Source organism: Exiguobacterium sp. s34, assembly GCF_018617435.1.
Classification (GTDB): Bacteria; Bacillota; Bacilli; order Exiguobacteriales; family Exiguobacteriaceae; genus Exiguobacterium; species Exiguobacterium aestuarii.
This window is the reverse complement of sequence record NZ_JACSKE010000003.1, coordinates 428,080-451,093: the sequence shown is the minus strand read 5'-3', so window position 1 is coordinate 451,093 and position 23,014 is coordinate 428,080. Positions and strand designations below refer to the sequence as shown.

21 protein-coding genes are annotated in these 23,014 nt (G+C 46.6%); 17 read left to right on the top strand and 4 right to left on the bottom strand.

Going from position 1 to position 23,014, the window contains the following annotated elements; all coding sequences use genetic code 11:
* Positions 1-368 precede the first annotated feature (368 nt).
* Positions 369-1,304 carry a tRNA (adenosine(37)-N6)-dimethylallyltransferase MiaA gene (gene miaA / locus KNO87_RS09360; RefSeq protein WP_214795325.1) on the top strand — a complete coding sequence of 312 codons (936 nt, stop codon included), beginning with the start codon at positions 369-371 and terminating at the stop codon, positions 1,302-1,304.
* Positions 1,305-1,331: 27 nt separating this feature from the next.
* Entirely contained in the window at positions 1,332-1,580 is a 249-nt protein-coding gene (gene hfq / locus KNO87_RS09355; RefSeq protein WP_012726185.1) for an RNA chaperone Hfq, read from the top strand.
* 38 nt (positions 1,581-1,618) lie between these two features.
* Here the strand turns inward: hfq and KNO87_RS09350 are convergent, their stop codons facing one another.
* The gene (locus KNO87_RS09350; protein WP_214788390.1) at positions 1,619-2,131 is read right to left on the bottom strand and encodes a hypothetical protein; all 513 of its coding nucleotides are present in this window, start codon (positions 2,129-2,131) and stop codon (positions 1,619-1,621) included.
* A gap of 155 nt (positions 2,132-2,286) precedes the next feature.
* Here KNO87_RS09350 and KNO87_RS09345 point away from each other — a divergent pair, with 155 nt between their 5' ends.
* The 6 genes from KNO87_RS09345 (at position 2,287) to KNO87_RS09320 (ending at position 8,730) form a co-directional block, all read left to right on the top strand.
* The gene (locus KNO87_RS09345; RefSeq protein WP_214795323.1) at positions 2,287-3,465 is read left to right on the top strand and encodes an HD domain-containing protein; all 1,179 of its coding nucleotides are present in this window, start codon (positions 2,287-2,289) and stop codon (positions 3,463-3,465) included.
* Between the two features lie 15 nt (positions 3,466-3,480).
* Positions 3,481-4,431 (top strand): CobW family GTP-binding protein, encoded by a 951-nt coding sequence (locus KNO87_RS09340; RefSeq protein WP_214795321.1) that lies wholly within the window; start codon positions 3,481-3,483, stop codon positions 4,429-4,431.
* A complete protein-coding gene (locus KNO87_RS09335; RefSeq protein ID WP_214788381.1) occupies positions 4,412-5,194 on the top strand; it encodes a 5'-3' exonuclease in 783 nt (260 codons plus the stop codon). Before KNO87_RS09340 ends, KNO87_RS09335 begins: the two co-directional genes overlap by 20 nt.
* A complete protein-coding gene (locus KNO87_RS09330; RefSeq protein ID WP_214795318.1) occupies positions 5,175-5,567 on the top strand; it encodes a reverse transcriptase-like protein in 393 nt (130 codons plus the stop codon). Before KNO87_RS09335 ends, KNO87_RS09330 begins: the two co-directional genes overlap by 20 nt.
* A gap of 103 nt (positions 5,568-5,670) precedes the next feature.
* Positions 5,671-7,071: a class II fumarate hydratase gene (gene fumC / locus KNO87_RS09325; RefSeq protein WP_214795316.1), complete on the top strand. Its 1,401-nt coding sequence runs from the start codon at positions 5,671-5,673 to the stop codon at positions 7,069-7,071.
* Between the two features lie 168 nt (positions 7,072-7,239).
* Positions 7,240-8,730, top strand: a complete 1,491-nt coding sequence (locus KNO87_RS09320) for a GGDEF domain-containing protein (RefSeq protein ID WP_214795314.1) — start codon at positions 7,240-7,242, stop codon at positions 8,728-8,730.
* Between the two features lie 15 nt (positions 8,731-8,745).
* On the opposite strand, the gene KNO87_RS09315 is transcribed toward KNO87_RS09320, so the two are convergent.
* Positions 8,746-9,234 carry a dihydrofolate reductase gene (locus tag KNO87_RS09315; RefSeq protein WP_214795312.1) on the bottom strand — a complete coding sequence of 163 codons (489 nt, stop codon included), beginning with the start codon at positions 9,232-9,234 and terminating at the stop codon, positions 8,746-8,748.
* Complete coding sequence (locus tag KNO87_RS09310) at positions 9,231-10,025, bottom strand: thymidylate synthase (RefSeq protein WP_214795310.1); 795 nt, start codon at positions 10,023-10,025, stop codon at positions 9,231-9,233. Before KNO87_RS09310 ends, KNO87_RS09315 begins: the two co-directional genes overlap by 4 nt.
* A gap of 172 nt (positions 10,026-10,197) precedes the next feature.
* Here KNO87_RS09310 and KNO87_RS09305 point away from each other — a divergent pair, with 172 nt between their 5' ends.
* The 3 genes from KNO87_RS09305 (at position 10,198) to KNO87_RS09295 (ending at position 12,671) form a co-directional block, all read left to right on the top strand.
* A complete protein-coding gene (locus tag KNO87_RS09305) occupies positions 10,198-10,722 on the top strand; it encodes a type 1 glutamine amidotransferase domain-containing protein (RefSeq protein WP_214788362.1) in 525 nt (174 codons plus the stop codon).
* Positions 10,723-10,748: 26 nt separating this feature from the next.
* A complete protein-coding gene (locus KNO87_RS09300) occupies positions 10,749-11,483 on the top strand; it encodes a Bax inhibitor-1/YccA family protein (protein WP_214795308.1) in 735 nt (244 codons plus the stop codon).
* Positions 11,484-11,561: 78 nt separating this feature from the next.
* Positions 11,562-12,671, top strand: coding sequence for an NAD(P)/FAD-dependent oxidoreductase (locus tag KNO87_RS09295; protein ID WP_214795306.1), 1,110 nt, complete (start codon positions 11,562-11,564; stop codon positions 12,669-12,671).
* Between the two features lie 36 nt (positions 12,672-12,707).
* On the opposite strand, the gene KNO87_RS09290 is transcribed toward KNO87_RS09295, so the two are convergent.
* A complete protein-coding gene (locus KNO87_RS09290; protein ID WP_214795304.1) occupies positions 12,708-13,271 on the bottom strand; it encodes a TetR/AcrR family transcriptional regulator in 564 nt (187 codons plus the stop codon).
* A 121-nt stretch (positions 13,272-13,392) separates the two neighbouring features.
* Here KNO87_RS09290 and KNO87_RS09285 point away from each other — a divergent pair, with 121 nt between their 5' ends.
* The 6 genes from KNO87_RS09285 (at position 13,393) to KNO87_RS09260 (ending at position 22,951) form a co-directional block, all read left to right on the top strand.
* On the top strand, positions 13,393-14,265 hold the full coding sequence (locus KNO87_RS09285) for an ABC transporter ATP-binding protein (protein WP_214795302.1): 873 nt from the start codon (positions 13,393-13,395) through the stop codon (positions 14,263-14,265).
* Positions 14,266-15,060: an ABC transporter permease subunit gene (locus KNO87_RS09280; protein ID WP_214795300.1), complete on the top strand. Its 795-nt coding sequence runs from the start codon at positions 14,266-14,268 to the stop codon at positions 15,058-15,060.
* A gap of 65 nt (positions 15,061-15,125) precedes the next feature.
* Positions 15,126-15,938: an aldo/keto reductase gene (locus tag KNO87_RS09275; RefSeq protein WP_214788345.1), complete on the top strand. Its 813-nt coding sequence runs from the start codon at positions 15,126-15,128 to the stop codon at positions 15,936-15,938.
* Positions 15,939-16,054: 116 nt separating this feature from the next.
* A complete protein-coding gene (locus KNO87_RS09270; protein WP_214795298.1) occupies positions 16,055-16,807 on the top strand; it encodes a tryptophan-rich sensory protein in 753 nt (250 codons plus the stop codon).
* A 256-nt stretch (positions 16,808-17,063) separates the two neighbouring features.
* Positions 17,064-21,503, top strand: coding sequence for a glutamate synthase large subunit (gene gltB / locus KNO87_RS09265; RefSeq protein WP_214795297.1), 4,440 nt, complete (start codon positions 17,064-17,066; stop codon positions 21,501-21,503).
* The gene (locus tag KNO87_RS09260) at positions 21,500-22,951 is read left to right on the top strand and encodes a glutamate synthase subunit beta (protein WP_214795295.1); all 1,452 of its coding nucleotides are present in this window, start codon (positions 21,500-21,502) and stop codon (positions 22,949-22,951) included. The genes gltB and KNO87_RS09260 overlap by 4 nt, the downstream gene beginning before the upstream one ends.
* The last annotated feature ends 63 nt before the right edge of the window (positions 22,952-23,014 follow it).

The window sequence follows — 23,014 nt, the reverse complement described above, 5'->3', positions numbered from 1 at the left end:
CATGGAAAAACTTCCGATGGATTATATACGGTGGCTCGACTATTTGATTGTCGCTCAAGGTGCTCATTTTTGGGATTGGTTCAGAAGGTAAAGATTGATTAGTAGTTTCTTCTATACATATTTGTTCTTGGTTGGCGCACTCTTCATGAGTGTGCTTTTTTCGCATCTATTTTGTGTCTAAAATGTGAAAAATGGGAATGATGAAGCTAAAGGAGGCGAAAGCAGATGAGTGATGGACTTGTATTATTACTCGGATTACTTTTATGTGGTTGGATGCTGTTTGCCGTCGTATTTGATGATAGAATAAAAAGAAGAATTTGATGACCCGTCTCGTAAGGAGACGGGTTTTTAATTGAGGAGTGAGATGTATGAAAAAAACACCTGTCGTCGTCATCGTCGGACCAACCGCGGTTGGAAAAACGAAGACGGGCATCGAACTGGCAAAAGCGTTCGACGGCGAGGTCGTCTCGGGTGATTCCGTTCAAGTGTACCGCGGCATGGACATCGGTTCGGCAAAAGTAACAAAAGAGGAAGCCGAAGGAATCCCGCATCATTTGATTGATATTTGTGACCCGGATGATGCAATGAGTGTGGCGGCATTTCAACAGTTGGCGCGTGCTGCCATCGATGATATTTATGCCCGTGGCAAGCTACCGATTATTGTCGGGGGGACAGGTTTATACATTCGTTCGATTTTATATGATTATGAATTTGTGGAACGACCTGTTGATGAGGAGCTGCGTGCTGAACTTGAACGAATGGCAGAAGTGGAGGGACCTGAAGCGCTTCATCAAAGATTGGCAAAACTCGATCCAGAACGTGCAGCGACAATTCATCCGAATAACGTCCGTCGCGTTGTCCGAGCGCTCGAAGTAGCGATGCAAGGAGATACGCAGACGACAGACAGTGCTCCTTCAGAACATTATGATTACCGACTGTTCATCCTACACGCAGACCGTGAACTTTTATATGACCGCATCAATCAACGAGTCGACGCGATGATGGAAGCTGGGCTTGTCGAAGAAGTAGAACGTTTGATTGCTGAAGGATATCGAGATACGCAAGCGATGCGGGCCATTGGATATAAAGAAATCATTCCATATGTAGAGGGCGACATCTCGAAAGATCGGGCGACAGACTTACTGAAACAACATACAAGACAGTTCGCAAAGAGACAGTTGACGTGGTTCCGGCATCAATTTGATGGAATTTGGGTCGATATGGGGCGAAAATCATTTGAACTATCATATAAAAATATTTATGATGATGTAGAGGGGTTTTTTCGAAAATTCCGATTATTTTAAAGAGATAAAGACTAGGGGGAATCCAGCATGAAAGCAAGTTACAACATTCAAGATCATTTTTTGAATCAACTCCGAAAAGAAATGGTACCAACGACCGTCTTTTTAGTGAGCGGGTTTCAAATTCGAGGTGTCATCAAATCGTTTGATAACTTTACCGTCATCGTTGAATCGGAAGGTCGTCAACAATTGATTTATAAGCATGCGATTTCGACATTTTCACCGGCACGTAACGTGACGTTGTATGAACCAGACGCAGTCGAAGTAACAGAAGGATAAGCATAAGAAAAGGAGCGGCACGGGGACCGCTCCTTTTCTTATGCTGTTTTTGTCGTTCCAGGTTGTTTGATTGCCTCCAAAACGCGCTGGATGGCACACCCACCGAGGAGTGAATCCATTTGTCCACAAATTTGTGTCGGCGTCGAACGGTGTAACAGCGTATATGTTCGCTTCCATGCGCGCTCTGACGATTGAATCCGGACAAGTAAGTCAGCATGGCTCAATTCTTTTAATTTATCAATGTTAAGACGATTCGTACGGGCGAAAGAGGATAAGATGACTGCCTTCGCAAGTGGAGTCTGAAGCGGATAACCGGACAGTTCGAGTGCGGCCATTGCCCCTTTCATCTCGTGCTCGACGATTTTGTCGAGTGACTCATCTTTTGCATATGGATTACCGGAAAGATGAGTGAGGGACTGTTCTAAGTCCTTGATCTCTACCGGACAACTAGATGCTTGTAAAATATGTTCGATGGATTGTTGCTCTTTTGCATAACGTGTCGCTTCCCCTGAGGCGATGAAACGTTCATACGTGTCGATTAATGAAATCATTATCGTTTCCCCCTTTGTAGAACTACCTTTATCGTACCAATAATCGTAAGCGCTTTCAATATAATGAATGTGAAATCGGGACCCTACTAGAAAGTATGTTCGCCTAATGAACGGAAACACGATACAATGTCAGAAGATGCGAGGAGGGAATGTTCATGAACTATTATCAACAAATTAATCCGGTCATCGGTTCATCAACGAACCATGAAAGATTTCAAATACCGAAAGTCGAAAAATCGAAAGAGCGATTAGATCAGCTAGCAGATGGAGCTCCCGTCCAGACGAAAGCACTCGTCAGTACGGTCGAAGTCAGAGAAGGAAAAAATGGAGCGAAGTGGCTTCAATTAACTGTCACGACGGCGAACGGAATGATGCGTGCGAAGCATTGGCTCCGTGGAAATGAAAGTGAGCTACTCCCGATCTATGAATCAGGCGTCATCGAATTGTCTGGGAAAATCGATGTCTATCCAAAACCGGACGGTGCAAAATCAATCACGATTGATCGAGTTCATCCGATTTCAAAAGATGAAGCGATTTCTTTACTTCCGGGATTACCGGGTGATGAGACGATGGAACAGTTTGCAGATGAATTGTTCAGCATAATCGATACGTTGTCACCGACCTATCAACAGATCGCCTATGGCCTCCTTGATTTCGTTTGGGATGATTTCGTACTATCACCAGCTGCACTTTACCATCATCATAATTACGCTGGAGGATTGCTGAAGCATACCGTTTGCATGTTACGTCTCGGATATCGGATTCAGGAACAGGACGACTATTTGGCGATGGTATTCCGTGTGATTAAAGAAGCCGAGCAGTTGCATAAAGTTGACCTTTGGAATACGATGAACGGTGTTAAAATCGAACAAGCTTATAAAGGGACGTTCGAATCATTGTATGCGGCCTGTGAAGCAATAGCAGAACGAAAAGAACCGTTAAATTGGGATGAGCTTGCACTAGGGATCCTCTTCCATGACATTGGAAAAATATATGAATACAGCCACCTCTTGTCGAGTCCGAACCGTTTTGAGAAATTATCGCCTGTCGAAGGGACAAGTGAGACGACTGGCATCTCCATCAACCCGATCGGAACATTGATTGGGCATATGCCGTATGGTGGCCTGTTATTCGAGGAAACGCTGCGCCGTACATCCGTTCGCTTGCCGATTGATGTGCATCATCGGGTTTGGCATATGATCTTATCGCATCACGGGAAACGTGAATGGGGCTCGAGTGTTTTACCGATGACGACAGAAGCGTGGATGCTTCATTTGATCGATTTACTAGACGCGCGCTATGAGAAATGGGCTCGCGCACACGAAGATTTGTAAGAAAAGGGTGGTATTATGATTCCCGTACAATTAGTGACCGGATTTTTAGGAGCAGGAAAGACGACGTATATGAATCGTCTACTCGCTGCGACGGATGAAAAGATTTGTTTGATCGTCAACGAACTTGGGGCGGTCAATATCGATGAACAGTTGATTGTAAAGATGGATCAAGAGCAAATCGAACTTTCGAATGGATGCATTTGTTGTTCGATTCAAAATGATTTGAGTAAGACGTTTTATCAACTCGTTGCAAAACAGGAAACCTTCGATCGCATCATCATCGAAACGACTGGTGTTGCCGATCCGGCACCAATTATCCAGACAATCTATTATGATGAGTACTTACGTCAACATTTTAAGATGAATGCCATCTTGACTGTCGTCGATGCCAGCCAAATGGAACGCGAACTGTTTAAGGAAGGCATCCATCAAATTGCTTATGCAGATTTAATTTTATTGAACAAGACGGATTTGGTCTCGGTAGAACAATTGCATGATGCCCGTGAACAGATTACTCAAATCAATCCGACCGTCCGTATCGTGGAAACGATTCAAACGGAAGGCGACTACGAACTACTTGAAAATACATTCCAACTTTCACGAGTCGATGAAGAACAATTGAGTCGACTGACAGAAGCGACTGCATCCGTCTCATCACTTCGAGCCATCACCTTGAATGCAGATCGTCCGCTCTCGCGTGAGCGTGTGACAAGGTACGTGCGTGAGGTACTGATGCATTATGAGGATTCGATTTATCGGATGAAAGCCATCGTCCGACTAAAAGACGAGAATCGAAAATTCGTCATTCAAGCAACGAATCAGCTCATGGGCGCGACCTTTGCGAATGAGTTACATGAAGGAGACCGTTCGGTATTCGTCTGGATTGGGAAGGAAATAGATGCCGAAGCGTTGGCACGAGGATTAAAAGCATGCGAGGTGGAGCAGGATGAAACTTATTCTAGTTGACGGATTTAACTTATTGTCACGCTATTATTTTGCGACTGAGCGTCGACGGGCACTCGACCCGGACGTGACGGTGAAAGGATTACTTCGAAAAGTTGATGCTTGGACGACAGACTTTTCACATATCGCCTTCTTTTGGGACGGGACAAGAGAGTCTACTCATCGTTACGCGTTGTATCCTGAATATAAAGCGACGCGCAACGGACTGCCGGAACCGCTCTTTGAAGATTATGTCAAATTAAGAGCAGCATTAGACGAACGAGGAATTTTACAGTCAGAGTTGACCGGGTATGAGGCAGACGACTTGATGGGAGCCGTTGCGACGGCGTTTCCTGGAGAATCGTATCTCTATTCCTCTGACCGTGACTTGTTGCAATTGTTGTCACCGAACGTGTTCCAAATCATGCCGAAAAAAGGTGAGGAGCAACTCGTCAATGAAAGTTTGTTTGAGTCGATGTATGGCGTGAAACCGTATCAGTTTGTCGACGTGAAAGCGTTGCAAGGTGATTCTTCGGATAATATCCCTGGCGTCCGCGGCATCGGTCCGAAGACGGCGACAATCCTGATTCAACATTACGATACAGTTGAAACACTGTACTTGCATGTGCAGAATGAAACGCTAGAGGCACCACACCAGAAATTTGCAAAAAAATTGGACGGACATGAAGAGATTGCACTCTTATCTAAACGTCTGTCACAGATTGATATCCATGCTCCGATTAATACGGACTGGGAGGCGTATCGATTTGGTTCACATTTATTTTGACGCAGCAACAAACCAGACATCTGGTGAGAACGGGATTGGTGTCTGGATCAAGTCATCAGACGGTAAGGTCTCGACGTATAAGCACCAAATGCAAGGTCTATCGACTGTCCATGCGGAGCTAGCGGCTTGTGCCTATGCGCTTGAACAGGCGCATAAGATACAAGGGGAGACGTCATTTATGCTCTACTCTGATGCTGAAGTGATTGTTCGTGCATTGGAGCAACGTTTCATGAAAGATGCATCGGCGAAACCGCTCTTTCTGAAAGCATTGATTGCGTATGATGATTTACCAAACGTCTTTTTGAAATGGATTCCGCGCGCGGAAAATCGTGCGGATGTGATTGCGCGTGAGGCGTTGAATGGAACAAAGTAAGCGACTAAGATCATTCTTGGTCGCTTTTTGGATTGAGTCATTTCTTTTTAGATGGTTTTTCGCTAAAATGAAAGCGTAGTCAACTATAGAGGGGGAATTTAGCATGGATTATCGTATCGAACGGGATACAATGGGGGAAATTAAAGTTCCAGCTACAGCGAAATGGGGAGCTCAAACACAGCGTAGTCTTGAAAACTTTAAGATTGGTGCAGAGAAGATGCCGCTTGAGATTGTATATGCCTTTGCCATTTTGAAAAAAGGTGCTGCTCTTGCCAATGCTGAGCTCGGGGTACTCGAAGAAGAGAAAGCTGAAATCATCGCGGAAGTAGCGGATGAGATTCTAGCAGGAAAGCATGACGCCGAATTTCCACTCGTCGTCTGGCAAACGGGATCTGGTACTCAATCAAACATGAACGTAAACGAGGTGATTGCGCATATCGCTAATGAAAAATTGAATGTACGCAATCAATCGATCACGATTCATCCAAATGATGACGTCAACAAATCGCAGAGTTCAAATGATACGTATCCGACAGCGATGCACATTGCTGCCATTCTTTCGGTACAAGATGACGTATTGCCGGCAATCGATTCTCTTTACCAAACACTTTCGCAAAAAGCAGAAGCATATATGGACATCGTTAAGATTGGACGGACACACCTTCAAGATGCGACACCCGTTACGCTCGGACAGGAGATCAGTGGTTGGGTACGTATGCTTGAACTCTCAAAACAAATGATCGAACGGACAATTGAACCACTGACTGAGCTTGCTCTCGGTGGAACAGCTGTCGGAACGGGAATCAACGCCCATCCAGATTTCGGGGATGTCGTGGCGAAGAAGATTTCTGAAGAAACAGGTAAGCCATTCGTGACGGCCGTGAATAAGTTCCACGCTCTCACAAGTCACGATCAACTCGTCTTTACACATGGTGCTTTAAAAGCGTTAGCGATGGATGCAATGAAGATTGCGAACGACGTGCGTTGGTTGGCATCGGGTCCACGTGCGGGAATCGGTGAAATCACGATTCCTGAAAATGAGCCAGGAAGTTCGATCATGCCAGGGAAAGTCAATCCGACACAAAGTGAGGCACTCACAATGGTTGCCGCACAAGTACTCGGTAATGATGCGACGATTGGTTTCGGGGCGAGCCAAGGAAACTTTGAGTTGAATGTCTTTAAACCGGTCATCATGTATAACTTCTTGCAAACATGTCGTCTATTGACTGACAGCTTGCATTCATTCAACGACCATTGTGCGGTCGGCATCGAGCCGAATCAAGACGTGATTTCTCGTAACGTTGAGCAGTCGCTCATGCTCGTCACTGCGCTCAACCCGCATATTGGATATGAGAATGCAGCGAAAATTGCCAAATTGGCACACAAAAATGGTACTTCTCTAAAAGAAGCGGCGTTGGAAACCGGTTTATTGACAGAAGAACAATTCAATCAATGGATTCGCCCGGAAGAGATGACGTCACCGAACTTAAAAGTGAAAAAATAACAGAAGGCGGTCGTAGGACCGCTTTTTGTATGTCTTTTTTAGGGCATAAGACCTATGTATATGTAAAACAATAGAAAATAAATAAGGAAATAGTTGTATTTTAACTTAATAAGTCGCATAATCGAAACATAAGAGAATTCGGGGAGTACGAACATAGGGGGGACGGATATGGAGCAAGGTCAACTCACTGAGCGTATACATATGATTTTGAAAAAAATATCAGAGTCTAGGCAAATTCCTAAAACAGATATCGAGTTTCTACTTGATTGGATGAAGAAGGAAGTACGACAACGACGTTTGATGCATCTTCTAGAAATCTTTAGTCGTGTCGAGTCTGATGCGAAGGAGTTGCCTAACGTCCTCACACAAGCAGAGGCGATGACTTTAATCTCTCCTGTGAAACGTTACATTCACACGGTTCTAGGAATCGAACAAGAAGAAGAGGACCTCGTTCTCATTTTATCTGCAAGCTTTTCGACATTCAGCCGCTATAAGTCGCGCGTAGAGAAGCTCGGGGCACGTCCTGTCTTCTTGCAAACACTCGAAGAAGCAGTCGAGTATGACTATGAGGACGTTCCGAAGGCGATCATCATGGATGTCGAACTATGGCCACAGTTTAAAGAGCGAGATATCCAATCGTTTGTGAGCAAGATGAGAAAATTATACGTTCCGCTCATCGTCATCGGAACGAATGAGCATTATCGACTCGCTGCCTATTCCTATGGATTCGATGATTATTGGGAATCGTGGGTACCGATGGAGGAGCGATTAGTCCGACTTGGGCTACATATCGAAAAGTCTCGTTTAGTTTCAAAAGCATTGCTTGTTGATGAACTGACCGGAGCGTTCAACCGTAAATATTTAAAGGCAACGTTCTCTCGCTTCATCTCGAGATTAGAACGTTCAGGCGAGAGCTTTGCCGTCGCTCTCCTCGATATCGACCACTTCAAACAATTGAACGACACGTTCGGTCATTCTTACGGAGATGACGTTCTTCATCGTGTATCGGAAGAAATTCGACACGCGATTCGTTCGAGTGATGAACTCATCCGTTACGGAGGAGAAGAATTTTTAATCCTCTTGAACGTATCAGACCGAGCAATCGTCGAATCAGTGTTAGAGCGTGTCCGTGCACGGATTGAAGAGATGGAATTCCCATACGATCATCACGTCACGGTATCAATTGGATACACTCGAGTTTGTCAGACTGGTTATACGCTTGGTGAGTGGTGTGCATATGCAGATGAGGCGTTATATAAAGCAAAACGTGATGGCCGAAATCGTGTCGTCCGCTATTCATCAGCTGTTCGCGAGGAAAAGCGGATTGCTTATGTGACCATGTCCGAGAATACATTCACATCGCTCGCGAACCGATTACCAAAAGAACATCGACGGTATGAAGTCGTGTACCGTCCTTATGAAGCATATTCTTGTAACGACAACATCGAGATGTTCGTCTTAGACGATACTCGTGCCCATGAAGCAAGAGGAACACTTTCTGCCGTAAAAGAACAGCGTGGTAAGTATAGTCACATCCTTGCGGTGTCCAAGCGAACTGCCTTCGAGCTTGAAGCGATTTATGATGACTATTCAGACGATGATCAAGATGAGGTTATTACGCAGAAAATTGAGCAGTGGTTAGAAAAACTACCTGACTAAAAAAGCAGACATCGACTATTCATCGATGTCTGCTTTGTCGTATTGTATGAACGAAAAGGCATAGGCATGCTTGTCGTCTTGCGGGTGATTCGATTGATGCGTGATCGTCCATGAACCGATTCGTTCTGGGTAAAACGTATCAGCCTCGAATGTCGATTCGACTTCAGTGGCATAGATTCGGCTTGTCACCGACATCGTTTGGTCATACAACGTGGCGCCGCCGATGACAAACCACTCCTCGTTTTGACTTTCTTCGACGAGACGTTCTAAATCATGCCATACTTCGATTTGATCTGCTTCAAACGAAGTATCAGACGTCACGACGATATTCCGTCGGTTCGGCAATGCCTTTCCGATTGATTCGAACGTTTTTCTTCCCATCACGACCGTTCCGCCAGAGGTGACGGTCTTGAAGTGCTTCAAATCATCCGGCAATCGCCATAACAAATCATTGTCTTTACCAATCTCCCGATTGAGTCCATATGCGACGACATGCGAAATCATACGCTCACTTCCCCTTTGATATGTGGATGCGGGTCATATCCGAGAATTTCAAAATCCTCAAAACGGAATGATTCGATGGAAGGAACGTCTCGAACAATTTTGAGTTGTGGTAATGGACGCGGGTCACGCGACAGTTGAAGCTCCACTTGTTCGAGGTGATTGTGATAGATATGAGCATCTCCGAGTGTATGCACGAAATCACCAACTTCGAGTCCCGTTACATGAGCGACCATGTGCGTCAACAGCGCATATGATGCAATATTGAACGGAACGCCTAAAAACGTGTCGGCACTCCGTTGGTATAACTGACAAGAGAGTTTCCCGTCAGCGACGTAAAATTGGAAGAGTAAATGACACGGCGGTAGGGCCATCTCATCGAGTTGTCCAGGATTCCATGCCGAGACAATCAAACGTCTCGAGTCAGGGTTTGTCTTGATTTGTTCAATCACTTGCGCCAACTGATCGACGGACGTACCATCCGGGCGCGGGAAAGAACGCCACTGTGAACCATATACTGGCCCAAGGTTCCCGTCTTCATCTGCCCATTCGTTCCAAATGCGGACACCGTTCTCTTGTAGATAACGAATGTTGGTTTCTCCCGAGATAAACCAAAGAAGTTCGTGAATGATCGAACGAGTATGTAACTTTTTCGTCGTGATGAGGGGGAACCCCTCTTGTAAATTAAATCGCATTTGATAGCCGAAAACGCTTGTCGTTCCTGTGCCGGTACGGTCTTCTTTCACTACCCCGTTTTCGAGGATATGTCGACATAAATCGTGATATTGCTTCATAAGGTGATGAACCTCCTTCTCAATCTCCAATGACTAAAGGTATCATAACATAACACAAGATATAGTATCTAGGAGCGGATTATATCCATATCCTGAAAAAACAATCGAGATTCTTCGTTTTCGCCACACTCGGTTTCGGGTATAATGGGGAATGAATAGAAGGAGGGGTTTGATGAAACTACAAGGAAAGAAAGTCCTTCAACTTGTCAGTGATGACTTCGAGGATTTAGAACTTTGGTATCCCGTACACCGTCTTCGTGAAGAAGGGGCGCACGTGATTTTAGCCGGAGAGAAGGCCGACCATGCGTATATCGGTAAATATGGTGTGCCAGCGAAGTCGGACGTATCATTTGATGATGTGGATATCACATCATTCGATGCGATTCTCGTACCGGGCGGCTGGTCACCTGACTTGTTGCGCCGTTTTGATTCGGTAAAAGGGTTCGTTCGTTATATGGATGAACAAAAGCGACCGATCGGTCAAATTTGTCACGCCGGATGGGTCTTGATTTCAGCAAATATTTTGGATGGTGTGAACGTTACGAGTACACCAGGAATCAAAGACGACATGGAGAACGCAGGTGCAATCTGGCATGACGAACCTGTTGTCGTTGATGGACATATCGTCTCAAGTCGTCGACCACCTGATTTACCAGACTACATGCGTGCGTTTATCGACGTATTCGCAAAACAGTAATTGACTCATAAAGGAGCTATACAACGTTGAACTTAAAATCGAATCCACTACTTCGTAAATCAATGCAGTCTACAGCTTACAGTGCCGAGCCGATGACGAAAGCAGGAACATGGTCAAAAGTGTTCACCTTGCTTCTTCTCGTGACAGCGGCAGCTGGAACGACATGGCTCGTCGTTCCTACAATCGGGGAAGGGCTCTTATTCCCGCTCATGATCGGGTCACTCATCCTCGGTTTTATCTTTGCGTTACTCATCACGTTCAAGCCGAATACGGCACCAATCGTAGCTCCTCTTTACGGAATCATCGAAGGGGTCTTCGTCGGTTCGATTTCATACTTCTTTGAAGCGATGGTCCCTGGTATCGTCGGTCGTGCCGTCATGACGACGTTCGTCGTCGCCTTTGCGATGTGGTTTGTCTATACGACAGGACTTGTCAAAGTGACGCAAAAGTTCAGAGCCGGGGTCATGGCTGCCATGTTTACAGTCATGCTGTTATATCTCGTCCAACTCGTCATGAGCCTATTCGGTTCAGGGTTGGCATTTATGACAGGTTCTAGCCCGCTTGCGATTGGTGTACAATTTGTCATTGTCATCGTCGCCTCGCTCGCACTCGTCTTAGACTTTGATTTCATCGCTCGTCAAGTCGAGGAACGGGCTCCAAAACAATTAGAATGGGTGGCGGCGTTCGGATTAATCGTCACGCTCGTCTGGTTGTATATTGAATTGTTAGACTTATTGTATCGTCTAGCGATGAGAGAATAATGATCAATCATCGATCCATCGGGTCGATGATTTTTTCACGAAAGGATGTGTTGATCTGTCTGTAAGGACAGATTCATGATGAAGAAAATTGTGATTATCGGGTCGGGAATCGTTGGTATCTCGACAGCCTATCATTTAGCTGGGAAAGCTGACGTGACGGTCATCGACCGCAAAGAAGAAGGTCGTGCGACAGATGCGGCGGCAGGCATCGTATGCCCGTGGATCGCGCAGCGCCGTAACAAAGCATGGTACGCACTTGCTAAAGGAGGTGCGAATTATTATCCTCAGGTCGTGAAAGAGTTAGAAACAGAAGGAGAGACAGAGACCGGTTACAAACGTGTCGGAACACTAGCCCTCCATGAAGAAACAAAACTCGATCAAATGATGGAGCGGACGATGATTCGTCGCGAAGAGGCACCAGAAATCGGTGAACTAGAACGATTGACCGCCGAAGAGGCGCAACGTCGTTTTCCTCCATTGTCGGATGAATATGATGCGCTTCTTGTCACGGGTGGGGCACGTGTGGACGGCGGGAAGTTCCGGGCTGCACTCGAGCGAGTCGCCATGAAACGCGGTATAGCATTTGTAAACGGTTCGGCACGTTTGACTGGCGGGGATACAATTGGCGTTGAATGTGACGGGGTTGTGTATGAGGCGGATGAAATCATCATTGCGGCAGGGGCGTGGCTACCGGAACTGTTACAGCCTCTCGGATATACGGTTCGTGTCGACGGAGAGAAAGCGCAGCTCGTTCACGTCCAGTTAAAAGATACCGACGCGTCGGATTGGCCGGTCGTCATGCCGCCACGGCGCCGTTATTTACTTGGATTTGAAGACGGGAAGGTCGTCATCGGCTCCACCCACGAAAAAGGAAAAGCGTTCGATGTTCGACCGACCGCGATAGGCGTTCACGAAGTGCTAAGCAAAGGACTTGAGTCAGCACCAGGGCTTGCAGAAGCAGAACTCATCGAAACGAAAGTCGGTTTCCGTCCAGTCACCCCGAACTCGATTCCAGTGCTCGGGAGAGTTCCCGGTGCTGAAAAATTGGTTGTGGCGAACGGATTAGGGTCATCCGGTTTAACAGTTGGTCCGTTCATCGGTAAAGTGTTGAGTGACCTCGTCCTGACGGGTGATTGTGAAATAGATCTTTCCCTTTATCCGATAGAAGATTTTATATTTAAAGCATAAGTTGAGGTGGTTGTCTGTTCATAGACAGCCACCTCTTTAGCGTTTGATGATGCCATTCAAAAAGAAATGAAAATAGTCTTCCATTGTCTCTTTCATATCCCCGATTGAAAAATGAGGATCAGATAGGATAGCCTGTTGCATCAATTGGACGTAACGTAAATAAGAACTGGTCGATAACGTGGCATCGATTGCGCCTTGTTGTTTCCCATATTCAATCAATCTAGCGAAGGATGCATAGCCACGGGACGCCAACTGTTCCCAGTTCGGATCTTGCTGAATCATCGTGGTGACGGTCTCGTCAAAAAGAACAGCTGTTTTGATTTTACGTTTCAAAATATCGACGAGTAACGTCTCAAACGGAGCGTTCGACTCAAGTTGCGCATCAATCCAATTCATTTGTTCCTCCGTCATCTGATTCAATACTTCCACCATGACTTGTTCTTTCGAACCAAAGTAATTATAGATCGACACAGGAGAGACATGTGCTTGCTTGGCGAGTTCACTTACGGTAAATCGAGATTGCTTCTCTGTCATCAAGTCATAGGCGGCACTTAAGATGGCCTGTCGTTTTTCTTCAGTGCGTTTTGCGAATCCATCCATTCGTCAGAGCGCTCCTTCCTCTAGTTTTGTAATAAATATACCATTTCCATTTCAAAAAAGAACGTGATATACTAGTTTTGTAATCATATCAATTATATATTTCAAAAAAGGAGGGTTTGTGATGATTCGGATTGAGCGATTAACGAAACGATTCGATGCAACTCACGGCATTTTTGATGTATCACTTCAAGTGTCACCAGGAACGATCTTCGGATTCATCGGACCGAACGGAGCCGGCAAGTCAACAACGATTCGTCATCTGATGGGTCTGTTGAAACCAAGTGAAGGCAGAGCAACCATTAACGGGTTTGACTGCTGGAAAGAAACCGAGCAGGTCAAGCAAAACGTTGGATATTTGCCGGGGGAAATCAACTACCCTCAAAATATGACCGGAGAAGAAATCATTCGATTGACGCGTCATTTACACAAGACGGATGCCAAACGAGAACAACGACTTCGTGAACGTTTCGCATTCGATGAGTCGACGAAAGTCCGGAAGATGTCCAAAGGGATGAAACAAAAGCTCGCCATCATCACCTGCTTCATGAAGGAGGCGCCCGTCTATCTCCTAGATGAGCCGACGAGTGGACTCGATCCACTCATGCAGGAACGATTGATTGATTGGCTCATTGAAGAAAAACAAGCAGGAAAGGCGATTCTCATGAGTTCACACCACTTCCCGGAAATGGAGCGGACGTGCGATCGTGCCGCATTGATTAAAGACGGCCGTATCATCATCGAGGAAGATATGGAAGAGCTTCGGCAGCATAGCGTGAAACGGTATCGAATCGAATTTGCGACGGAGGATGAGGCAATCCGATTCACTGAAACTTCTGGGACGAGAGATGGTGCACACGTTGAAGTCGCCATCACATCGCCACAAGATTTGAACAACTTGATTCGAACGCTTACCAACTTTGAAATTCGTTCATTAGAAAGTGGCGCAGACGAACTCGAACATTTATTTATGCAGTATTACGGGGAGGCGACATAAATGTTAATACGCTCCATGTTTAAACAGAATCGGAGTTGGATTCTCGGTTATTCGGTCGGGACGAGTGTCTACCTATTCTTTTTGGCTGCGATTTTCCCGTCCATTCAGGAGACGGGATTAATTGAAGCAAAATTAGAGTCGCTGCCGCCTGAGTTGCTCGAAGTGTTTCAAATCGATGCGACGATGGCGATGGATAATCTACTCAACTTACTGTCGAGTAATTATTATGGATTGATTTTCTATGTACTTGCCGTATTGTTTGCGTTGACGTTTGCCTCAAAACTATTGGCAAAACCGGTCGATTCAGGGGAAATCATGTTGTATATGGCTGCCCCCATTTCTCGTGTCACGTATGTGTTGTCCACGTTTATCATCCTCATCATAGCGGTAGTTCTATTTGTCGGATTGAATGGCCTCAGTCTCATGGCAGCAGATCTATTGTTCGATTTACAAATCGACTATACGATTCTATGGATGCTTCAATTAAATGGGGCTCTCATGCTACTCGTATTAGGTGTCGTCGCCTATATGCTGGCCAGTTTGTTTGATGATAGTAGTAAATCTTATATGGTGACCGGCGGAATCTTCACGTTCTTCTTGATGGTGAATATTATTAACGGAGTAAGTGAGCAGTTTGAATGGTTAGGAAACATCTCCTTCTTCTCTCTCTTCGATGCTCCGTCCATCATGCGTGAAGAGTTCGGTGGCGTTCACTTTATTTGGTTAATCGGCTTATTGATTGTTTTTTCATCTCTTTCATTCATCCGATTTACCCGAAAAGATTTAACGATTTAGTTTTCCGAAATAAATTGTCGGGTATGATACAATCAGCTCGTTAGAAAGAAAAGGGGATGAATGAAATGCTATATGCTACGTTACGAAACAAAGTAGAGATTCCGATGATTGGGTTTGGTGTGTGGCAAGTCGACAATGAGACGGAAGCACCAGCCGCTGTCGTCGAGGCGCTGAAGACAGGATACCGTCATATCGATACGGCTGCCATCTATAAAAACGAAGAAGGTGTCGCAAAAGGAATTAAAATCTCGGGAGTCGACCGTTCTGACCTATTCATCACATCGAAAATTTGGAATGATGATATCCGTGAAGGGAAGACGAAAGAAGCGTTTGAAGACTCATTGAAGCGCCTTGAGACAGACTATTTGGATCTTTGTCTTCTTCACTGGCCGGTAGATGGTTTCGTCGATGCATGGAAAGACCTCATCGACTTATATGAAGCAGGAAAAATCAAGGCAATTGGTGTGTCCAACTTTAAGGAACATCATCTAGAAGCGTTAAAAGAGGAAGGGTTGATGACACCACTCATCAATCAGGTAGAACTTCATCCTCAGCTTCCACAACCGGATTTATTGGACTATTGCCAAGATGAAGGCATCCAAATCGAGGCATGGAGTCCTCTTATGCAAGGTAAGTTCCTAGACATCCCAACTTTCTCTGAGATTGCAGAGAAGCACGGGAAGACACCAGCGCAAGTAGTACTTCGTTGGCATCTCGAATCGGGTCATGTGGCATTGCCAAAATCGGTGACACCGCACCGAATCCGTGAAAACTTCGATGTATTCGACTTTTCACTCGATGCGGACGATTTAGCGAAAATCGACCAAGTGGCGACAGGTGAACGCCTTGGGCCAGACCCGGATGAAATCGACTTTTAATAGAGGGGGGCTCGCATATGCGAGCCCCTTTCTACGTGTAGAGTCACATGGATGCGGGTAAAGATTGTTATGTTGCTAAAAGGAGGTGTTTGGTCTTCATTTCGAAGATCGTGCATATGGACTTATCAAAATGGCCAATTGTGAACTGGGTCGCTTTTTTGGCGACCATCGTCATCAATTACTTTGCGAGCGGTGACAATGCCGCAGTTTCAGACCGAATCGATATCTATTTTAAACCGGCGGGTTACGCCTTCTCGATTTGGGGTGTCATCTATGTGGCGTTACTTGTATGGTTAGTCTTACAACTAAAGAAAGGAACGACGGCGAATCGGCAGGCTGAGCGCATGAAAGCAGGATTCCTCATTTCTTGTGTGTTGAACGGATTATGGCTCCTTGCATTTACGAATGAGTGGTTCGTGCTCTCCCTTGTGATTATGGTTTCGTTCCTAGCGTCTCTTTGCTGGCTGTACTACATCGCCTTCCGGACATCCACGAGCTGGCTCGACCGCTTCCCGTTCTCGATTTATATCGGTTGGGTATCGGTCGCGACAATCGTCAATACGTTCGTCGTGATGAAGACGGAACGAATCACGTCGTTCTTAGGCCTTGATGAACTTGCTTGGACCTCGCTCATGCTCATGGTCGGTGTCGTTTTGGCACTTCTTTTCATGTGGTGGCATCATGATTTCATCTACCCACTCGTATTCGTTTGGGCGTATATCGGTATTTTTGCGAGAATTGAAGAGGGGACATTATATGTCGTCATCGTCAGTGCGCTCGCGTTGCTCGCAATCGGGTATATCGGTTTGATCTTGTGGAAGCGTCCTAAATCGTTTCTCCATCATCCGCGAAAAACAGTACAACAATGAATAAAGAAAAGGATATCTTTATAGATATCCTTTTTTTGTGTTCGTAAGAACCTATAAATAAATAATATTCGTGGATATTTATTCTTTATCTAACATAACTAAAACGATAAAACCTGTTGATATCAGTTGTGTATACGCTTTCATAGACGTTTCCAGACATTTCTATTATGCAAAAATACATACAGTCCACTTGATTTTTCAGAATATTTAGAACAGAATGTTAATTACGAAACTGTGAGTGAAAGGGGTCGATGATATGAGTCGAGTTGGACTGTATGACTCAAGATTTGAAAAAGACGCATGCGGGATTGGATTATACGTCAATCTACACGGACTAAAAAAACATGAGATTGTCCGTAAATCCCTCTCGATGTTATGCAACTTGGAGCACCGAGGAGGACAAGGTGTCATCGATGCCGGCGATGGTGCAGGTATCATGACCGAAATCCCACATGAATTGTTTACGCAAACGATGAACCTTCCGTCACTCGGTCGCTACGCTGTCGGAATGGTTTTTTTTCAGCCATCTGAAGATCGACTACAAGAAAAAATCAAATTGATGGAGTGTATGGCGGATGAATTAGACTGCTCGACCATCGAGTGGCGAGAAGTTCCCGTGGATTCGACGCAAATCGGAGAACATGCACGTGTGACACAACCAGTCATCTATCAGTGGTTTATCTCATGTCCGTTCCTCGATGAAGATGCGAATGAACGTGTGTTCTATGAACTCCGTCGAAAGATTGAAAAAGTCGAATCGTTACACTTATATATTGCAAGTCTATCGACAAAAACGATTGTTTATAAAGGGATGTTGACGCCTGTTCAAATCGACGCTTTTTATTTGGACTTGCAATCTCCACACTACAAGAGCACGTTCGGAATCGTCCATTCACGATTCTCAACAAATACGTTTCCTTCCTGGGAACGAGCCCATCCGAACCGCATGATCGTCCACAACGGAGAAATCAATACGTTACGAGGCAATATTGATGCGATGCGCGCGCGCGAAGGGGTCACATCGACAGACTTGTTTGAAGACGTGAACCATCTGTTTCCTGTCCTTCAGGAGGACGGGAGTGACTCATCGATGCTCGATAATGCCTTCGAATTCTTTACACGTACCGGTCGATCGATTGCGCATACAGCGATGATGTTGATTCCTGAACCGTTTGTAGAAGGAAAGATGGAGCCGTTCAAACGTGACTTCTATCAATACCATTCGTCGATTATGGAGCCATGGGATGGTCCGACAGGGGTCGTCTTCACGGACGGGCGACAAATCGGAGCAATCTTAGACCGAAACGGGTTAAGGCCGATGCGTTACGTCGAGACGTTGGATGGAGAGTTGATTCTGTCATCAGAGACAGGGGTCATCCCAGTCGACGCCGAAAACGTGAAATCAAAACAGCGACTACGACCTGGACAATTGCTTTTGATTGACTTGATCGAGAAGCGTTTGATTCCGGACGAGGAGATTAAAGAGACGATTGCGAAGTCCGAGCCGTATCATAAATGGCTCAAACAAATGATGAAAATAGAGGACAGAGGTGTTCAGGAGCAGAGTGTCTTAGAACTCGAACGTGTGCAACGTGCATTCGGGTATACAAAAGAGGACATTGAACAGTACATGATTCCGTTGATCCAAGACGAGAAAGATCCAATTGGATCGATGGGACACGATCAACCGATTGCTGTTCTTTCCACACGCCCTCGATCGCTCTTCCATTACTTCAAACAACACTTCGCTCAAGTGACGAATCCGCCAATCGATGCCTTACGGGAGAAAATCGTCACGGCGACATTTACTTGGATCGGTCCGCAAGGAGATCCGGTCCATACCGGACGTGGCCATGCCAAACGAGTATGGTTGGATCATCCAATCATTGACGGTGCGACACTCAATCAAATCGATGAGCGACTCAAGCTCACACGCGTCGATACAACGTTCGAGGATGATTTAGAGGCGTCGCTTGAAGCCCTTTTACAAAACGTCAGCCAGGTCGTACGAAATGGCGCGAACGTAATCGTTCTATCTGATCGCCTCATGTCACATGACCGGATTGCCATGCCTGCGCTTCTCGTACTCAGTGCGGTGCACCAACACTTGATTCGGGAGAACTTGCGGTCGAACTGTAGTCTCGTCTGTGAGAGTGGAGAAGTTCGAGAAGTGCATCAGGCAGCGACTTTGATCGGATATGGGGCCGATGCGGTATATCCTTACGTTGCCTATGCGACGATTCAACACTTGGTGGAGAATGAGCAGATTGTTCATTCATTTGAAGAGGCTGTTCGCTCGTACCAAAAGGCGGTCGTTGAGGGGATCGTCAAAATCATGTCAAAAATGGGAATCTCGACGTTTCAAAGTTATCGCGGGGCTCAAATTTTCGAAGCTGTCGGCCTCGACCGAGATATGATTGAAACACATTTCCGGGGAACGACGTCTCAACTATCAGGGATTGGATTCATTGAATTAGAAGATGAGGCGAAAACGCTCCATAAATCTGCCTATACGACGAATCGTCCCCTTGAAGCGGGCAGTGATTTTCAGTGGCGTTCAGACGGGGAAGAACATGCGTTCAATCCGAAGACGATTCATTTGTTGCAACGCGCTTGCCGTGAAAACGAACGAAAATATTATGATGCCTACGTGAAATTGCACGAGTCTTCGGGACAGTTCATCCGTCAATTGTTCGCCTTTAAAGCACAAAGTCCTGTGGCACTTGATGATGTTGAACCAATCACCGCAATTGTAAGTCGCTTTAAAACGGGAGCGATGTCGTTCGGGTCATTGTCGAAAGAAGCACACGAGACGCTCGCCATCGCGATGAACCAAATCGGTGCGAAAAGTAACTCGGGTGAGGGTGGGGAAGACCGTACCCGCTTCGTGCCGGACGAGTTTGGAAATGAACGGATCAGTCGTATCAAACAAGTGGCGAGTGGACGTTTCGGTGTGACGGCCGAATATTTGTACCATGCCGATGAGATTCAAATCAAGATGGCCCAAGGTGCAAAACCTGGGGAAGGCGGACAACTTCCAGGGAACAAGGTGTATCCATGGGTCGCTGAAGTCCGGGGGTCGGTTCCAGGCGTCGGTCTCATTTCGCCGCCTCCGCATCACGATATTTATTCAATTGAGGATTTAGCGCAACTGATTTTTGACTTGAAGCATGTGAACCCGAATGCAAAAATCAGTGTCAAACTCGTCTCGAAATCAGGAGTTGGAACGATCGCAGCGGGCGTGGCGAAAGCGAACGCGGATACGATTGTCATTAGTGGATACGATGGCGGAACCGGTGCATCTCCGAAGACGTCCATCAAGCATACAGGACTCCCGTGGGAACTCGGTCTCCTCGAGACACATCAAACGCTCGCATTGAATGGGCTACGAGGTAGAGTCACGCTCGAGACAGACGGGAAGCTCATGACTGGCCGCGATATCGTCATGGCGGCAATCTTCGGGGCGGAAGAGTTTGCATTCGCGACAGCACCACTCGTCGTCCTCGGATGTATCATGATGCGCGCTTGTCACTTAGATACTTGCCCGGTCGGTGTCGCGACACAAGACCCCGTACTTCGTCAGAAATTTATGGGGAAACCGGAACATGTCGTCAATTTGATGACGTTCTTGGCTGAGGAAGTCCGAGAAATTTTAGCATCACTCGGTGTGACATCGCTTGACGACGTGATCGGTCGGACGGATTTACTCGAAGAAAGTGAATGGAAGACGAATCATCCGAAAGCGGGGCGTTTAGATTTGTCCCCGATGCTCTCGATGCCGACTCCGTTACCAGAACGAGAAGAACTACCGCATCCGGCATACCGCTCTTATGACCATCGCAAGCTCATCCCTGCTGTATCACGCTCCATCACTTCTACCCAACCGACGTTCTTCGTAGGGCGGGTCCGAAATACGGATCGGGCGGTCGGAACGCAGTTAGGGTTTGAAGTGACGAAAGTTCATGGTCAGGTTGGCCTACCGGACGATACGATCTCGCTTCGGCTTAGCGGATCTGCCGGACAGAGTCTAGGAGCATTTTTACCAAGCGGGATCACCATCTCTGTCATCGGGGATGCGAATGACTATATCGGCAAAGGCTTGAGTGGTGGGAAACTTGCTTTGATCGCTGAAAAGCATGCCCCGTTCGATGAAAGTGAACAAATGATTGCCGGTAACGTCTGCTTATACGGAGCGACGAGCGGTCAGGCGTTCTTTAACGGGCACGTCGGTGAGCGATTCGCCGTTCGTAACTCTGGTGCGACGGCAGTCGTAGAAGGCGTTGGGGATCACGGGTGTGAATATATGACCGGAGGAACGGTCCTTGTACTTGGACAGATCGGACGAAATTTTGCAGCCGGTATGTCTGGTGGTACAGCTTATATTTACGGCACGCAAGCCTATGAACAACTCGTGAATAAAGAACTCGTCTCCGTCGTACAAGAACTGGATGATGAGGACATGGAACAAATTTATGCGCTTCTCGAAGCACATCAATTCCACACGGACAGTGTAAAAGCGCGGACGATTTTAGAGACATTTGAACAAGTACGTTCACACTTTGTGAAAGTCGTTCCGAGAGACTATGCGAACGTCTTAGACGTAATGCGTCAAATTGAGGCGAATCGTCCGGAATTGAGTGAGGCCGACCGAGCACTTGAATTGTTCCGTGTCGTGACTGAAGGAGGTACCGTATGAAACATAACTTTTTGAACATCGCGCGAACGACGCTGCCAGAACGTCATGTCGAGGAGCGGGTGAGGGATTATGATGAATATGCGTCTCGTATGAATGATCAATCCGTCCAACAACAAGCCGCACGCTGTATGGACTGCGGCACACCTTTCTGTCACGTCGGCGATTTGATTGGTCAGGAGACGATCGGTTGTCCGATCCACAACTATATCCCAGAATGGAACAAGCTCGTCACGAAAGCGGACTGGATGGGTGCTTACCATCGATTGATGGAGACGAACAACTTCCCCGAGTTCACGGGAAGAGTTTGTCCTGCACCGTGTGAAGGATCATGTACACTCGGGATCAGTGAAGATCCGGTTGCCATCAAATCGATTGAGCGAACGATCATTGACCGGGCATTTGAAGAAGGCTGGGTAAAACCGAGACCGGTCCATCGAAAAACCGGGATGACGGTCGCCATCATTGGAAGTGGTCCAGCCGGGTTGGCTGCAGCCGATCAATTGAATCAACTTGGGCACTCTGTCACGATTATCGAAAAGGCGGATGAAGCTGGAGGGCTCCTCATGTATGGAATCCCGAACATGAAACTTGATAAAGATGTCGTAAGACGTCGTGTTCGTTTACTCGAACAAGAGGGCATCGTCATCCGGACGAACGTGGAAGTCGGTACCGACGTGACGGTCGAATCGCTTCGGAGCGATTACGATGCGGTCATCTTTGCGACAGGGGCTCAGAAACAACGCACGCTCGGGATTGACGGCGATGATGCTGTTGGCGTTGAAATGGCGATGGATTATTTGACGGCATCGATGCATGAACGTAAAGGAGCTTCTCTCGCCTCCGTTTACGATGCCAAAGATAAAAACGTCATCGTCATCGGAGGTGGAGATACAGGAGCCGATTGCGTGGCGACGGCGATTCGTCAAGGCGCAAAATCAGTCGTTCAGTTTGGGAAGCACCCATCAAAAGGGTTGCTTCGTGCCCCTGAGAAACCTTGGCCGCTTCAACCTGACACGCTCACGACCGATTATGCGTACGCTGAATCACTCGAGGTCTATGAGAAAGACCCGAGGACGTACTTGATTCGCTCCAACCAAATCGTTACGCAAGAAGGGCGAGTCACCGGAATCGAAACGGAACGAATGACGAAAGTGGTCAACCCAGATGGTCAAGCGACATTCTTCGTAGAAGAAGACTCGATGGAGACGTACCCTGCGGACCTTGTCCTCGTCGCAATCGGATTTGAGCGTCCGGAGCACGAGTTGAGAAAAATTGGTGTCGAGAAGACGAAGGATTTTCATACAGCAGTGGACAACGTCTTTGTCGCTGGGGATGCGAAACGAGGTCAAAGCTTAATCGTATGGGCAATTCGAGAAGGACGAGAAGTGGCGGAAGTGGTCGATGCGTATCTCGATACTTGCAAGACCGTCTTAAAAACCTCATCATAAAAAGGAGCGACTGCCGTCGCTCCTTATCTTTTGTTTAGGAGGAGTTTTATGTTCACCGAAATC